Raw genomic sequence first — 15,267 nt, 5'->3', positions numbered from 1 at the left:
CGATGGGTACTGACCATGTCCGCTGAAAATTCCGATTTGAAACCTGACTGGTCGTGCTTTGACGCGGCATGGTACAAAAAACGTTATGCCTTTGTCCCCGGCCTCCTCGGCATTCATCATGACGGGGAAATATTCGATTTTTACAGGGAATTTGGTGAAAGTCTTGGACATTCCCCCAACATGTTCTTTGACGAGGACTGGTACAGGGCGGTCTATCCTGACATTCTTCTCCTGATTGGTTCGGGCGAATTCAGGTCCGGATTCGAACATTATTGCGCAACCGGCTTCAGGGATCGCAATCCGAACTGCTTTTTCGATGAAAAATTCTACTGCCAGACGGAACTCTGCATGTCGTGCGAGGAACTGGCACCGCATGGATTGCGTAACGGATATGATCATTACCTGCGTTATGGCGCGCAGGAAGGGCGTGATGCTTCGCTGTTTTATTCCATAAAACTGTTCCTGCGCGAAAATCCGGACTTCCTTTACGACCGGGACAAGGGGGTTTTTGTCGCATTCCTTGAAAACTTCATGGATCCTGGCTGCATCGATCGCCGGACATCGCCGTATTTCGACCCGGCCTGGTATATCAGGGCCTACCCCGAGGTTTCGGAACATATGGATGCGTGGCAGCATCCGTTACGACATTACCTGATCAATCAGACACCAACCGCTTTTGATCCCAATCCGTTTTTCAGCGAGAAATTCTATGCCCGGACCAACCCGGACGTGGAAACTGTCGTCCATGACGGATATTACAGGAATACTTACGAACATTTCGTGAAATACGGACAATATGAGTTCAGGCGGCCCAGCCCCAAGGTCGATCTGGAAACATATGCCACGGACCCTGCCATCACGGATGCCATCGGGAAATCCCGTTACCCAAGCCCTTTTGCCGCGTATGCAGTCCTGTACGGGAAACTTCCGGAATCAGAAAATCAGGACAGGAATCCCGAACTGATATGCAAGCGCGCATATCGCCATCTGGCAGAGGTCCGCACATCGGCAATCCTGAACACATCACTGGATTTTTCATGTGATGTGCCGGATCTGAGTGTCGTCATGGTTGTCCATGACCAGTTCGCGTTCACCATGACGGTACTTGCGTCCCTGCGCGCCACGTATCCGGGGGCGATCCAGCTTATTCTTGTCGATGGCGCCTCCACGGATGAAACCACCCGGATCGAAGACCATGTCATGGGGATCGAGGTCCTTCAGCTGCCGGAAAATTCCGGTTTCCTTATCGGATCCAATCTTGGTCTGGACAAGGTCGCGGCCCCTTACGTCCTGTTCCTGAATAACGATGTGGAGCTTATGCCGGGCGCAATTGACGCGGCCCTGCGTCGTCTGCGCCTTGAAGAACGTACCGGGGCGGTCGGCGCGAAGCTGGTGCGCACGACAGGCGTCCTGCAGGAAGCAGGCAGCATCATCTGGAATGACGGCACGACATCGGGGTATCTGCGGGATGCGTCCCCCCACCTGCCAGAAGCGAATTTCGTGCGTTCGGTTGATTTCTGTTCTGGCGCATTCCTTATGCTGCGCACGGAGATCGTCAAGGAAATCGGCGGCTTTGATCCTCTCTTCTCCCCTGCATATTATGAAGAAACGGATTTATGCGTTCAGATACGCGAACGTGGATACGATATCGTCTATGACCCGGACGTTGTCATTCTTCATTATGAATTCGGTAGTGGGAATCAGGGAAATATCGATGCGGTGATCGGTCGCAACATCGGAAAGTTTTTTCATAAGAACCGGGAATATGTCGCAACCAGATACGAAAAAACCGGGCAAAACCTCATCAGGGCACGCTCCAGCCGGCGGGAACAGAAACGCGTGCTGTTTATCGAGGATTACCTGCCACAGCCCCATATCGGGGCGGGCTTCCCACGGTCCAACGATATCGTACATGCGATGGTGGATGGGCTGGGTCTGCACGTAACGGTTTATCCGATTTTTCCGCCACGATCGGCCCCCATGGAACGTTATCGCGACTTTCCCGATCGGGCGGAAATCATCTGGGACCGGGGCCTCGGGGAACTGGAGGCATTTCTTCGCGCGCGCAGTGGCTATTACGATGTCATATGGATCGGCAGGATTCATAATGCAGCGCGTCTTCGACCCGTCATCAATGCATGCCAGCCGGACCTGACGGGATGCAGGATCATTCTGGACACGGAAGCCATCGCAACGCTGCGCCAGCACGGTCGCATGCGCATCATGGAAGAGGCGGACATTCCCGCGCAGGCGGACATGTTACGGCATGAATTTCATGCCACCGATTTCGTGGATCGTTTTGTTGCGGTTCGCAAGATGGAGGCAGACCTCATATCGTCAATTACCCGGCAGGATGTGTTTGTCCTCGGCCACATGAAAACACCCCGTCCCGGGGGGCTTTCCTTTACGGAACGCAGGCATTTTCTTTTTGTCGGTGCCATCCAGAATCTGGAATCCCCCAACTGGGACGCGCTGGCATGGCTGAATGACCATGTGGTGCCGTATCTGGATAATTTCCTGCCGACGGATATCCGTATCCGGGTCGCGGGGTATCTCGGCACGGACATCGATCTGTCACGGATCCTGACGCATCCCCGTTTCGAACTGCTGGGGGCAGTCTCCGACCTTGCTTCCCTATACGAAACACATCGCGTTTTCATCGCCCCCTCGCGTTTCGCGGCGGGAATACCGTACAAACTCCATGAAGCCGCCGCCCACGGCCTTCCGATTGTCGCCACGGATCTGCTTTCCGAACAGGTCGGGTGGGAAGCTGGCTCCGACCTTGCCTGCGTCCCACAGACACAGCCAATGGCTTTCGCCGGCGAAATGCACCGGATCTATACGGACGAAAAATCGTGGACACGGCTGCGCCGTAATGCCCTGCACCGGATATTCCTTGAAAACCGGCCTGATGATTACAAGAACAGGATCCTTGAAATTCTGATGCCACGACAGAAGGAAACGGGGAATGCCATCGTGGCTGAACCATCGTAAAACATGATGCATGCGTGCGGCATGAGGGGTCGATAGTACCGACGGCCATATGGAACCGGGCTCCGCAATCCGGAGACAGAGCGATATCCCTCCCCCTGCAGGCATGTCAGGCGATTGCGACAGTCTGTTTGCCAGATTGCGCAATATCGTGCTTTTGGTTCCTTAGTGAACTCCATCACATCCAAAAGCACATGATATTTTTCAGGCGTGATTAAACAAGGTCTCAACCTTTTGACGTTCGCTCCAATGTGACTTTTCTTTCCGATATGTATAATTTTTATAGATGTGGAATCCCGCACTATCGGCGCGTTCCAGCATGTCGACATTGATTTTGCCGATGAACTTTTCTTTCAGCCTGGGTGGATACGGTGATTCGTCAAAGAAAATGGACACAAAACAGTACGTCCCCGTGACGAAATGTATGTCATAATCCGCGTACCCACCTATGGCTTTCTCTTTTTCATACTGTTTTTTCAGGTTTTCCCTGATCAATCCCAACAACAAATCCAGAAGGTTACTATTTTTCCGGCACAGGATAACGGTATTCATCAGGTTGAAGTCGTTGGGATATTTGAATTCCCACTTTTTCCCGAAAAGGGTCATCTCGTATGAATTGGAGTAATCAAGCGTATGGACCAGATCGACCATCCGCGCTGGACACGTATGGGCGTCCATATACAGTCCACCAAATTCGCGCAGGAGGACAAGTCTGGCGATATCAGATTTCGCCGCAGGCAACGTAATTCTTGTATAGTAGAATTTTAACTCTTCATCATTCATAATCTCAAGAACTTCATCATCGCCAAATATTTTATAATATGGATAGGCATCCTTCCACTCATCCCAGGAAGGCGGTGTTTTTTCTTCCGGATGCGTCCAGTATGTGAAAAGCATTTCGTCCCCCGTCAGGCTTCATTTTACGATCAGAATTATAAAGACCGTACCATCATCCCCGGATTCTGTTGATAAAAGGTGGACGGCCTCAGGCGCCTTTTTTCGGACCTGATCGAGATGCTGGTTCCATGCTCAGCGCAAGCCCCGCATATGGGAAGCAGACATTCCCTTGGGTGACCTCCCACAGGACAGGCCTGTCTGGCGTCAGGTCCGTAGCGACCCGACGAAGCCGTACGCTTCTTTCTTTTCCCATGCCTTCCTTCGGCGGCCCTGATCGCTTTTCAGACTGTCATCCCGTGTGCCTGTTATAACGGGCCTATCCGCTACCCCCTGACCTGCAGGCATGCTTCCACGGCCGCCCGCATATCCCCGCAACAATCGTGACCTCACGCAACCGCCCGGCATGGGGTCCTTCAGGGCTGACCCACAAAGTGGACGCATCCCCGGAAGGAGCCGAGGCAACCTGCATCCATACCGCATCATCCATCAGGGTGGGTTGCGTATCCCCGGCCCTCGTGTCGATACTGTGCGCCGTCGATTTCAATCCATCAGGATCTCATCCACGTCTGTAGCCCCACGAAGCACAACCACATGATATTTCTATATTATTTTTCGGATGCTCTCTGAAACATCTCAGGTGCCCGGACGGTGACAATCGGTAATTCCGGTTTCTGACATTGGTGCAAAAAACAAAGAGGACAAGAATGAAAAAGCTGAAGATGCACAGTCCCGACCTGAGCCAGCACAATATCGCCAGAATCCGTGACCTGTTCCCCGATTGCGTGACCGAGGCACATGACAGCACAACAGGCCAGTTGCGCCTGATGATTGATTTCGACCAGTTGAAGCAGGAACTGAGTGAACACATCGTCGAAGGACCGCAGGAGCGGTATCGACTGGACTGGCCGGGAAAACGCGCGGCATTGGCATTGGCGAATGCGCCCATCGCCCGGACCTTCAGGCCATGCCGGGAAAAACGTGAGGAATTCGAGTCCACCGGAAACCTGTTCCTGGAAGGCGACAACCTGGAGGTGCTCAAGCTTCTGCAGGAAACCTATCTTGGACGGATTGACTTCATTTACATAGATCCTCCTTACAATACAGGGAACGACTTTGTTTATAATGATGATTTTTCAGAAACGGTCGAGAATTACCTGATCCGGACAAACCAGATGGACGGGGCACGGGAACGTCTTGTCGCAAATCCTGACAGTAGCGGCCGTTTCCATTCCGACTGGCTCGATATGATTTATCCGCGCATCAAGCTTGCCCGGAATCTGCTGGCCGATGACGGGATCATTGTCGCATCCATTGATGAAAACGAAATTTCTAATCTGCGAAAGGTTTTTGATGAAATCTTTGGCGAAGAAAACATGCTGTTTCAGATCACCCTCCTGTGCAATCCCAAGGGAAGGTCACAGGACAGATATGTTGCAAACTGCCATGAATATCTGGTGGGATATGCCAAAAGGCAGCTTCCGAAGGGGGCTCTAAACGTCCCGAAGGACGATGATGAGATTTCGGAAAATTACCGGCTGTCGGATGATCGCGGGTCATATCGTGAACTGGAACTTCGCAATACCCATCGGGAGTTCGGGAAACATAATCGCCCCAACCTCTATTATCCTTTTTACGTGAATGGCAAAGGCCAGATTTCACTTGAACCTAAACGGGGATATCTTGCGATCCATCCCGACTGGGACGATGGTTTTAAGGGATGCTGGACATGGGGAGAGGACAAGGCCCGGACCCAGCTGAATGACGTGGTCGCCCGGAAGGTAAAAGGGGCATGGAAAATCTTTCGCAAGAATTATGCCACGGATGCCGACGGCAAGGCGACGAAACAGGTGAAATCCATCTGGACCGACAGGTCATTCCATACTGAGAAAGGTCAGGCAGCGTTCAACGAACTTTTCCAGAGCCGCGAAAAATATTTCCAGTCCCCCAAGTCGGTCGATACATTACGCGAACTGCTCCGGATGGCGACGGACAGGGAGTCCACCATTCTGGATTTCTTTGCCGGATCCGGAACGACAGCCCATGCGGTTCTGGCGCAGAATGCCGCTGATGGCGGGATGCGTAAATTCATGATGGTCCAGATCGCGGAACCCACGCCGGAAGATTCCGTAGCACGCAGGGCCGGTTACGCGACCGTCTCCGAAATCACGAAAGAGCGTATTCGCAGGGCAGGACAACAGATTTCCGAAGGGAAATGTCATCCTGAATGGAACCGCGACATCGGTTTCCGGGTATTCCGGATCGATACCTCCAACATGAAGGATGTCTATTACCGCCCCGATGAACTGAAGCAGTCCGACCTGCTCGACATGGTGGATAACGTCAAGAAAGGTCGCACGGCCGAGGACCTGCTGTTTCAGGTGCTGGTTGACTGGGGGATGGACCTGACATTGCCCGTCAGATGCGAGACCGTGAAAGGCAAGTCCGTCTTCTTCGTTGATGACGGGGCCTTCATCGCCTGTTTCGATCGGGGCATTACGGAGGATCTGGTCAAGGCGCTTGCCCGGCATAAACCCCAGCGTATCGTTTTCCGCGACAACGGATTTGTATCCGATGCGGTCAGGATCAATGCCGAACAGATTTTCCGGCAATTCTCCCCCTCAACCGAAGTCCGGGCAATCTGAGGCCTGTCATGAAGCTGAAATTCAGGAACCAGCCTTATCAGGCAGAGGCGGTCTCCTCTGTCATTGACTGCTTTATGGGACAGCCGAAGGAAGATAGCCTGTCCTATCGCATTGACCGGGGCAGAACGGCGCAGGCCAGCACCTTTGAGGACGGGGTTGGCAATGCCAGCCTTGTGCTGGATGAGGCCCGGATCCTCCATAATGTCCAGCAGGTCCAGCGTCGCCGGAATCTGCCCGTTTCGCAGTCGCTGACGGATTTCACCACCGTGAACGGGCACGGCGCAACCGTGCCTGTCAGCGCAGCCTACCGGAAGCATGCACTGGCTGCGACCCGTATCCACCTGGATGTGGAGATGGAAACGGGAACGGGCAAAACCTATTGCTATATCAAGACCATTTTCGAGATGAACAAGCTTTATGGCTGGTCGAAGTTCATCATCATGGTCCCTTCGATCGCCATTCGCGAAGGTGTCTGCAAAACGCTCGGGATCACGGCGGACCATTTCGCCGAAAGCTATGGGAAAAAAGCCCGGTTCTTCATTTACAATTCGAAGCGCCTCCATGAACTGGAAAGCTTTTCTTCGGATGCCGGGATCAATGTGATGGTGATCAACATCCAGAGCTTCAACTCACGAAGCATGGATAATCTCCGGATTTACGAAAAGCTGGATGATTTCCAGTCCCGCAGGCCAATCGACATCATTGCCGCGAACCGTCCCATCCTGATCCTTGACGAACCGCAGAAAATGGGGGCGGCCACGCAGGAAGCCCTGCCAAAGTTCTACCCGCTGATGATCCTGCGTTATTCGGCCACGCACAAGACGCAGCACAAGCGCGTCTTCAGGCTTGATGCGCTTGATGCCTATAACCAGAAGCTGGTGAAGCGGATCGCGGTGCGGGGCATCCAGACACGCGGACTGGCGGGAACCGGCGCCTATCTCTATCTCGAAGGGATTGATATTTCACAAAAGACGCCTATGGCGCGGATCGAGCTGGAAGTAAAACTGAAATCTGGCGAGATCAGGCGACAGTTCCAGCGCCGGAAATGCCGCGACGACCTGTTCAAAGCCTCCGGCGGGCTGGAGCAGTATCGTGGCTTTACCATCAGCGAGGTTGATTATAACACCAACACGATCGAATTCACGAATGGCATTATCCTGAAATCAGGTGAAGCGAACGGCGATGTTTCCGATTCCGATATCAGGCGCATCCAGATCCGTGAAACGGTCAAGGCGCATCTGGACAAGGAAAAGCAGCTTTTTTCCCAGGGGATCAAGGTTCTGTCCCTGTTCTTCATAGACGAGGTGGCAAAGTATCGCGATTACGACCGGCCTGATGAAAAAGGCGAATATGCCCGCATCTTTGAAGAGCAGTATGCCCTGCTGAAGGATGAATACCTGACCGGTCTGCCGATTGATAATGCGGCCTATCGCGATTACCTTGCCGGGATTTCCGCATCCCGGACGCATAATGGCTATTTCGCGATGGACCGGAAAACCCATCGTTTCAGGAACCCGCATGTTGGCGCGCGCAGCACGGCTTCCGACGATGCGGATGCCTATGACCTGATCCTGAAGGACAAGGAGCGGCTGCTTTCCTTCGCGGAGCCGACCCGCTTCATCTTCTCTCATTCCGCATTGCGGGAGGGATGGGACAATCCGAATATTTTCGTGATGTGCATGCTCAAGCACGCCAGCAGCGCCATTTCGCGTCGGCAGGAAGTGGGACGTGGGCTGCGGCTGAGCGTGGACCAGCATGGCGAGCGCATGAACAATCCACTTACCGTACACGACATCAATGTGCTGACGGTGATCGCGAGTGAAAGCTATCGGGATTTTGTCGCCGGGCTTCAGAAAGAGATCACGGAAACCCTGTCTTCACGCCCGCAGGAAGCAAGCCAGGATTACTTCACGGGCAAGATGCTCTTTACCGATACGAACAACGTCGAAATCACCGCCGACATGGCGAAACAGATCCATAAATATCTGATAAAATCTGACTATATCGACGAAAATGACCGGATTTCGCCAACCTATCATCAGGCGAGGAGTGCCGGGACATTATCCGCATTGCCTGCGGAACTGGCACCGTATGCCGATCAGATATTCGAATTGATCGACAATATATTCACTGACGGACAGTTCCCCCGGCCAGAAGACGGACGAAAGGACAGGACCAATCCCCTGAACGCCAATTTCATGAAGAAGGAATTTCAGGAACTATGGTCCCGCATCAACAGGAAAGCCATTTATCGCGTTGAATTCGATTCAGATGAACTGGTACGGAAATCTATCGATGCCCTGAACAGGAATCTCCGCGTCACGCCGCTGCAATACACGGTTCAGGTCGGGATGCAGAAAGAAAACCTTACCCATGGAGAACTTCATGGCGGGACCGGTTTTTCCGCGACAGGGACCCGGACGGAACAGGGGGGATCAATCCATTCCCTGGTAAAATATGACCTGATCGGCAAGGTGGCGGAAAGCGCGCAGCTGACCCGGGAGACAATCGCGCGGATCCTGTCACAACTTGAACCGGTCATTTTCCGACAGTTCACCATCAATCCGGAGCATTTTATTTCAGAGACATCGCGCCTTATTGCCGAACAGAAGGCCACGATGGTGATCGAACATCTGACCTACGATGAAACCAGCGCGCGATACGATACCGATATTTTCACCGCGGCCCAGATGGGCCAGGACTTTTCACGGGTCAGCAGAAAGCTCAGAAACCATATTTATGACTACGCCATCACGGACTCCCGAATAGAAGCGGAATTCGTCAAGGAACTGGACATAAGCGAGGAAGTCGCCGTCTATGCCAAGCTGCCACGGGGTTTCCAGATCCCGACCCCGGTGGGGGATTACAATCCCGACTGGGCGATTTCGTTCAAATCCAGGGATGTCAGGCATATTTACTTCATAGCGGAAACAAAAGGGTCGATGTCCAGCATGAAGCTGCGCGAAATCGAAAAAACAAAAATCGAATGCGCGCGGAAGTTTTTCAGGAAAATTGGGAAAAACATCAGGAAAGATGAAATCAGATACGATGTCGTGACAGACTATTCACAACTGATGGATATTGTCTCTTCCATGAAACAGGACTGAGCATTCCCAACCCTGACGCCCATGCTGCGTCACAAACTGTTTCAAACATCTTTTTCTAAATCCAAAAAAGTTTTTGGTGAAGCTTTTTGCAAAAAGCTTCAGGGAACGCCGCCTTTTTAAAAAAAGGCGGCACCCAAAAACTTTTATCAACAGGTTGCTTCTGAAACAGTCTCTCAGGTTGGCAACGCTATATGCCATCGCGGACCGGGAATAATCCTCTCCTCCCCATGACGTCATGGCCTCTCTCCATCCATCAGGCATGACAGTCATTTATTTCATGTTGACATCGTACTTTTATGCACATAATGAACGATACGGGATCGTTTAGCAACAACGAAACCCGACATTCAGACTTTTATCGGACCGGCAGCCTTGCTGACACGCACGGTGCCGGTCAGGATCCGGCACGCAATGATTTTTTCCAGAAGCATCGGCCTCTGTTTCCTGATGGGTTTCCTGCTTGTTCATGGCACGGTTCAGGCACGTGAAGCCTGTGCCAGTCCTGACGTACGACTGACCCTGTCCGCGCGCCAGATCGGGGTAGGGGTCGGATATCTGTGGGGACATGGCACCCTTTCGGAAGGAGGGCAGACTTATCGCTTCACCGTGCGTGGAGGAGGGATGCTGAGCCTTGGCGGCATGACCCTGTCCGGTCAGGGATGCGCGCGTAATCTGGCGCGATTGCAGGATTTCAATGGCACTTACTGGACCGTGGGGGGAACGGCGACGATCCATCACGGAACCGCAGGTATCGTCATGGAAAATGCCCGGGGTGTTGACATACACCTGCATGCGAATACCCGTGGCGCACAGCTGTCGGGGCAGGTTTCCCGCCTGTCTTTCCATCTAACCGCACCCTCTGATCATATCCCCAAGGGCACGACTGTCGCTTCATATGTAAGGTGACGGATGAAAGATGTTCCGGCAACTGGATTATCAGGAAAGCAGCATTCTTCGAAGCTTTTTGAAAAAAGCTTCACCAAAACCTTCTCTACGACGTCCACTGGATTGACGGCATCTTCCATCAGTCCGTGGAAATGATTTTATCGACCGTGCGCACGACTGCTGGCTGCCAGTGCGGAAGCTGAACGCCAAAAACCTGCTTCAGCTTCCCACATTCCAGACGGGAATCCTTTGGCCTCTTCGCGGGGGTTGGCCAGTCCTCGGTCCGGATGGCCTCAATCTGCGGCATGGACCGACCATGACGGGCGGCTTCTTCCAGTGCCGCAACCGCCAGCCCATACCAGGTCGTCTCGCCCTGCGCCGTTGCATGATAAATGCCGGCATACCCAGGCAGCCAGCCGGTCTGCCCGATCCGCGCGAGAATGGCGAGAATGGCATCCGCCAGGTCATCCGAACTGGTCGGATTTCCATGCTGATCGCCCACGACACGCAGCTTCGGGTTTTTGGCGCCTGCCGCGATCATCGTCTTGACGAAATTCCTGCCATGGGCCGAATACACCCATGCGGTCCGCAGGATAATGGCCCTGGGACTGGCGGCAAGAACAGCTTTTTCGCCCGCAGCCTTGGTCGCGCCATACACCGTCTGCGGTGAAATCGGGTCCGTTTCCACGTAAGGAGCCCCCTTGTCCCCGGAAAACACGTAATCCGTGGAAATATGGATCAAGGGAATATCCTGCGCCGCGCAGGCCATCGCGAGAATCCCCGGCCCCGTCTCGTTGGCCCGTCGCGCGGCCTCGACTTCATTTTCCGCCGCATCAACGGCCGTCCACGCGGCCGCGTTCACAACGAAAGCGGGCTTATGACGGGCAACCGCTGCGGCAATTGTCTCGGGCCGGTCAAAATCGAATTCGGGACGACCTGTCTTTACGACACGTGGCCCGCCCGCGGCTGCAAGCGACACGGCAAGCTGACCATTGCCGCCCGTTACAAGAATCCGGCCGCCGGTCGCATCCTCATTCATATGCAAACCATCCCGCCGCTGCTGAAAAGTTCGGCGCGATCCTGTCCTTGTCCGACAGGATCGCCTCTTCCGGGGCAATGGGCCAGTCGATCTTCAGTTCGGGACAGTTCCATATCACCGCCCGTTCCGATGTCTTATCATACAGATTCGTGCACTTATATTGCACTTCCGCATTCTCGGTCAGCGTGACGAAGCCATGCAGGAACCCCGGCGGCAGCCACAGCTGCGACCAGTTTTCCTCTGACAGTTCGGCCGCCACCCATTGCCCATATGTTGGCGAGCCGGTGCGTGCGTCCACGGCGACATCCCAGATCGCGCCCCTGCTGCACCGTACCAGCTTTCCCTGTTCATAGGGTGCGAGCTGGCAATGCAGCCCGCGCACGACGCCTTTCTGTCGCGACAGGCTCTGGTTGTCCTGCACGAACGTCGCGTCGATCCCTGCCCCGGTCATCCGGTGCAGGTTATAGGTTTCGGAAAAAAAACCACGATTGTCGCCAAAGCGGGGCGGCGTTACCAGAATCACGTCTGGAATGGCAAGACGTTCGACTTTCATCCGTTATTCCCAAATCCGATGCCTGCGGCATTCCTATTTCACAAGTTGCAGAAGCATCCGGCCAAGGTCCGTCTTGCCCACGCGCCGCGCCAGTTCCTGCAACTGCGCCGCATCGATATATCCCATGCGATAGGCGACCTCTTCGGGCGATCCGACAAGCATTCCCTGACGGGACTGAATGGTCTGCACAAACATGCCGGCCTGCATCAGGCTGTCGGGCATGCCCGCGTCCAGCCAGGCGCAACCACGCCCAAGCCGTTCCACCCGCAGGCTTCCTTCCTCAAGATACATCCGGTTCAGCGCGGTGATCTCCAGTTCGCCACGTGCGCTGGGCTTCACCTTGCGGGCGAATTCCACGACACGATGGTCGTAAAAATAAAGCCCCGTCACCGCGAGGTTGGAGGTCGGCTTTTCCGGTTTTTCGACAATATCGAGAACCTTCCCCCGCCCATCAAACGTGACGACGCCATAGCGTTCGGGATCGCGCACGGGATAGGCGAACACCGTCGCGCCATGTTCACGCTGGGCGGCGGCCCGCAGCATGACGCTCAGATGATCGGCGAAGATGAGGTTGTCTCCCAGCGCCAGCGCGCTTGGCGTCCCGTCCAGCCAGTCCTCCCCGATCAGGAACGCCTGCGCCAGCCCGTCGGGAGAGGGCTGGACCCTGTAGGTGAACCGCACCCCGAACTGCGTCCCGTCACCCAGCAGGCGCTGGAACTGCGCCATGTCGTGGGGGGTGGTAATGATCAGGATGTCACGGATCCCCGCCAGCATCAGGGTGGAGAGCGGGTAGTAGATCATCGGCTTGTCGTAAACCGGAAGAAGCTGCTTGGAACTCGCCAGCGTCATGGGGTGCAGGCGGGTGCCCGCCCCACCGGCCAGGATGATGCCCTTCATGGGCGTCGTGAAATTTGTAGACATCAGGCTTTTGTTCCCAGTCTCTGTCCCGCATGGCGGCAGGCGCGGATTTCTTCCCACCATGAACGGTGATCGAGGTACCACTGCACCGTCCTGCGAATTCCATCCTCGAAACCATGCCGCGCTTTCCAGCCCAGCGCCGTTTCGGCATGCAGGGGATCAATCTCGTAGCGGAAGTCATGTCCCGGACGATCCGTCACGAAGCGGATCAGCCGTTCACGGGGGCCCGCCGGATCGGGACGCAGTTCATCAAGCGTGGCGCAGATGGTCCTGACGACCTGCAGGTTGGTGCGCGGCTGTCGTGCGCCAATGGCGTAGGTTTCACCCGGCTGGCCACATTCGACAGCACGGACGAGCGCTTCCGCATGATCCTCGACAAACAGCCAGTCGCGGATATTTTCTCCCTTGCCGTAAACCGGCAGCTCCTTGCCTTCGATGGCGTTGATCGTCACCAGCGGAATGAGCTTTTCTGGAAAATGCCAGATTCCGTAATTGTTCGTCGTATTCGTGACAAAGGTCGGCAGGCCATATGTATGATGCCAGGCACGGACAAGATGATCGGACGACGCCTTGGAGGCGGAATAGGGGCTGCGGGGATCGTACGGCGTGGTTTCCGTAAACGGCGGGTCAGACGGACCAAGATGGCCAAAGACCTCGTCCGTGGAGATGTGATGGAAACGGAAGTCCTTCCGGCGCTCCGGGGACAGGCCGTTCCAGTAGGAGCGCGCGGCCTCAAGAAGGGAATAGGTTCCGACCACGTTCGTCTGGATGAAGACGCCGGGACCATCGATCGAACGGTCGACATGACTTTCCGCGGCAAGGTGCATGACGGCGTCGGGCTGATACGCATCGAACAGGCGTCGCATGTCGGCATTGTCGACAATGCTGGCGTTTGCAAAACGATAGCGTTCATCCCCTGCTACTTCGGCAACTGTTGCCTCGGACGCCGCATAGGTCATGCAATCGACATTCAGCACTCTATGCCCGGTATGACGGATGAGATGGCGAACGACAGCCGACCCTATGAAGCCGCAGCCACCCGTCAATAAAATCCGCATATATTTTATCTCCTTAGCACATAGGGCCAACTTTGCTCAGGCATATTATAGTTTTGCCTTCCACGAATAAGGTCAGAAAAAATTTACAAAAACATCCTCCTGTTGTGAGGCAGACTATGTACGTAATGTTTTACCAATATACTAAAGCATGAACTGAGTGATCAGGTTCATATCCCATGTTGGCAAAGCAAGCGCCTGTTTGACTGCAGCATCTATTGCAATGCGCACCACATCCTACAAAGCACCAAGGATTCGACGGATCATTCACCTGAGCCAAGACTTCATTTTGCCAAAAATGCTTTTGATGGAATGGCAGGAACAACCGTCAGATTATTTTTGTCGAGATGCTGGTTTCGTCGATGAGGCCAGTCGGGCCAGTTCTGGATCAGGCTGAAAGCCAAACGTCACAACTTGCGAGAGTTCGCCTGGAAGCCCACTCAACACCTATTACAAAGCTGATTCTCGAAATCTGACTTCTTTACGACATGTTTCCTATGTAATTCCTGTTGAAACTGGCGTAGGTAAGCGATTTATCTAAAATGTTCTGGTGGCAGGTTAACCCATTGGGTGAGGGTCTTCACAAGCTTCATGGGCAATCTGTTCTGCGATCGTCTCGCGTAACTTGCGATAAAATAGCGGCGCCGTATTGCTATTGATTCTCACAAGTTCCGGCGTAATGCATGCAAGCGCACTTGCGACAGAGTATCCAGGAAGTATTTTTGGAAGCTGACAAGCAGGTAACGTGCTTTCATGCAAAATATAAATACTTTATTCGCTTAGCTATGCCAGACATTTCCTGTTTTTCCATGGAGAGTTTGAATGAGCAGACTGCCTATACCGTGCCATAAGCAGATAATCCCCTCCAACCATTGATATCTCGTGCATGAGGTTTACCACATGAAGAGGATCCTGAGATCACCAACAAGATCAATTTATATGATTCTTACATGGGATTTCGGTTTGTATTCTTCGACAAGTCTTTAGAGACAGACACCGTATCGTAATGCATCATGCCTATTACGCTTATACTTTTTTCTCGAATTTTTTAGATGCCTTACAGATTCTTGATCATGATAGACTCTTTTGCTGTATCATTCCTTCACGAGCCGTCGCATGGCTTGAACGGTAACCGGCCGCTCTGGGCCGCCTTGATTATGCGGCCTGTCTGTGCAGTGTA

Annotated in this window: 9 protein-coding genes; 4 read left to right on the top strand and 5 right to left on the bottom strand. The window is 53.8% G+C overall.

Annotation, left to right across the window (positions count from 1 at the left end; genetic code table 11):
• Window positions 1–15 precede the first annotated feature (15 nt).
• Complete coding sequence (locus NJLHNGOC_RS10995; protein ID WP_113596406.1) at window positions 16–2,994, top strand: glycosyltransferase; 2,979 nt, start codon at window positions 16–18, stop codon at window positions 2,992–2,994.
• Between the two features lie 201 nt (window positions 2,995–3,195).
• Here the strand turns inward: NJLHNGOC_RS10995 and NJLHNGOC_RS10990 are convergent, their stop codons facing one another.
• Window positions 3,196–3,888 carry a glycosyltransferase gene (locus NJLHNGOC_RS10990; RefSeq protein ID WP_113596405.1) on the bottom strand — a complete coding sequence of 231 codons (693 nt, stop codon included), beginning with the start codon at window positions 3,886–3,888 and terminating at the stop codon, window positions 3,196–3,198.
• Between the two features lie 704 nt (window positions 3,889–4,592).
• Between NJLHNGOC_RS10990 and NJLHNGOC_RS10985 the strand changes: the two genes are divergently transcribed.
• The 3 genes from NJLHNGOC_RS10985 to NJLHNGOC_RS10975 all read left to right on the top strand — a co-directional run bounded on the left by NJLHNGOC_RS10985 (window position 4,593) and on the right by NJLHNGOC_RS10975 (window position 10,543).
• The gene (locus NJLHNGOC_RS10985) at window positions 4,593–6,530 is read left to right on the top strand and encodes a site-specific DNA-methyltransferase (protein WP_113596404.1); all 1,938 of its coding nucleotides are present in this window, start codon (window positions 4,593–4,595) and stop codon (window positions 6,528–6,530) included.
• 8 nt (window positions 6,531–6,538) lie between these two features.
• Entirely contained in the window at window positions 6,539–9,637 is a 3,099-nt protein-coding gene (locus NJLHNGOC_RS10980; RefSeq protein WP_113596403.1) for a type III restriction-modification system endonuclease, read from the top strand.
• A 411-nt stretch (window positions 9,638–10,048) separates the two neighbouring features.
• On the top strand, window positions 10,049–10,543 hold the full coding sequence (locus NJLHNGOC_RS10975) for a hypothetical protein (protein ID WP_133258733.1): 495 nt from the start codon (window positions 10,049–10,051) through the stop codon (window positions 10,541–10,543).
• Window positions 10,544–10,661: 118 nt separating this feature from the next.
• On the opposite strand, the gene rfbD is transcribed toward NJLHNGOC_RS10975, so the two are convergent.
• Genes rfbD through rfbB form a run of 4 tightly spaced genes read right to left on the bottom strand, consistent with a single transcriptional unit; the run spans window position 10,662 to window position 14,090 of the window.
• A complete protein-coding gene (gene rfbD / locus NJLHNGOC_RS10970; protein ID WP_113596401.1) occupies window positions 10,662–11,561 on the bottom strand; it encodes a dTDP-4-dehydrorhamnose reductase in 900 nt (299 codons plus the stop codon).
• Window positions 11,554–12,114: a dTDP-4-dehydrorhamnose 3,5-epimerase gene (gene rfbC / locus NJLHNGOC_RS10965; protein WP_113596400.1), complete on the bottom strand. Its 561-nt coding sequence runs from the start codon at window positions 12,112–12,114 to the stop codon at window positions 11,554–11,556. The genes rfbD and rfbC overlap by 8 nt, the downstream gene beginning before the upstream one ends.
• A 33-nt stretch (window positions 12,115–12,147) precedes the next feature.
• Window positions 12,148–13,035, bottom strand: coding sequence for a glucose-1-phosphate thymidylyltransferase RfbA (gene rfbA, locus NJLHNGOC_RS10960; protein WP_113596399.1), 888 nt, complete (start codon window positions 13,033–13,035; stop codon window positions 12,148–12,150).
• Window positions 13,035–14,090, bottom strand: coding sequence for a dTDP-glucose 4,6-dehydratase (rfbB, locus tag NJLHNGOC_RS10955; RefSeq protein WP_113596398.1), 1,056 nt, complete (start codon window positions 14,088–14,090; stop codon window positions 13,035–13,037). Before rfbB ends, rfbA begins: the two co-directional genes overlap by 1 nt.
• Window positions 14,091–15,267 lie beyond the last annotated feature (1,177 nt).

This window comes from Novacetimonas cocois (genome assembly GCF_003311635.1).
In the GTDB taxonomy this organism is placed as follows: Bacteria; Pseudomonadota; Alphaproteobacteria; order Acetobacterales; family Acetobacteraceae; genus Novacetimonas; species Novacetimonas cocois.
Note: the sequence above shows the minus strand (reverse complement) of the source record. Positions and strands in the feature narration are given on the sequence as shown.

Coding starts and splice junctions, on each gene's coding strand:
- NJLHNGOC_RS10980 (WP_113596403.1), top strand. CDS start 6,539: ATGAAGCTGAAATTCAGGAACCAGCCTTATCAGGCAGAGGCGGTCTCC.
- NJLHNGOC_RS10975 (WP_133258733.1), top strand. CDS start 10,049: ATGATTTTTTCCAGAAGCATCGGCCTCTGTTTCCTGATGGGTTTCCTG.
- rfbC (WP_113596400.1), bottom strand. CDS start 12,114: ATGAAAGTCGAACGTCTTGCCATTCCAGACGTGATTCTGGTAACGCCG.
- rfbA (WP_113596399.1), bottom strand. CDS start 13,035: ATGTCTACAAATTTCACGACGCCCATGAAGGGCATCATCCTGGCCGGT.
- rfbB (WP_113596398.1), bottom strand. CDS start 14,090: ATGCGGATTTTATTGACGGGTGGCTGCGGCTTCATAGGGTCGGCTGTC.
- rfbD (WP_113596401.1), bottom strand. CDS start 11,561: ATGAATGAGGATGCGACCGGCGGCCGGATTCTTGTAACGGGCGGCAAT.
- NJLHNGOC_RS10995 (WP_113596406.1), top strand. CDS start 16: ATGTCCGCTGAAAATTCCGATTTGAAACCTGACTGGTCGTGCTTTGAC.
- NJLHNGOC_RS10990 (WP_113596405.1), bottom strand. CDS start 3,888: ATGCTTTTCACATACTGGACGCATCCGGAAGAAAAAACACCGCCTTCC.
- NJLHNGOC_RS10985 (WP_113596404.1), top strand. CDS start 4,593: ATGAAAAAGCTGAAGATGCACAGTCCCGACCTGAGCCAGCACAATATC.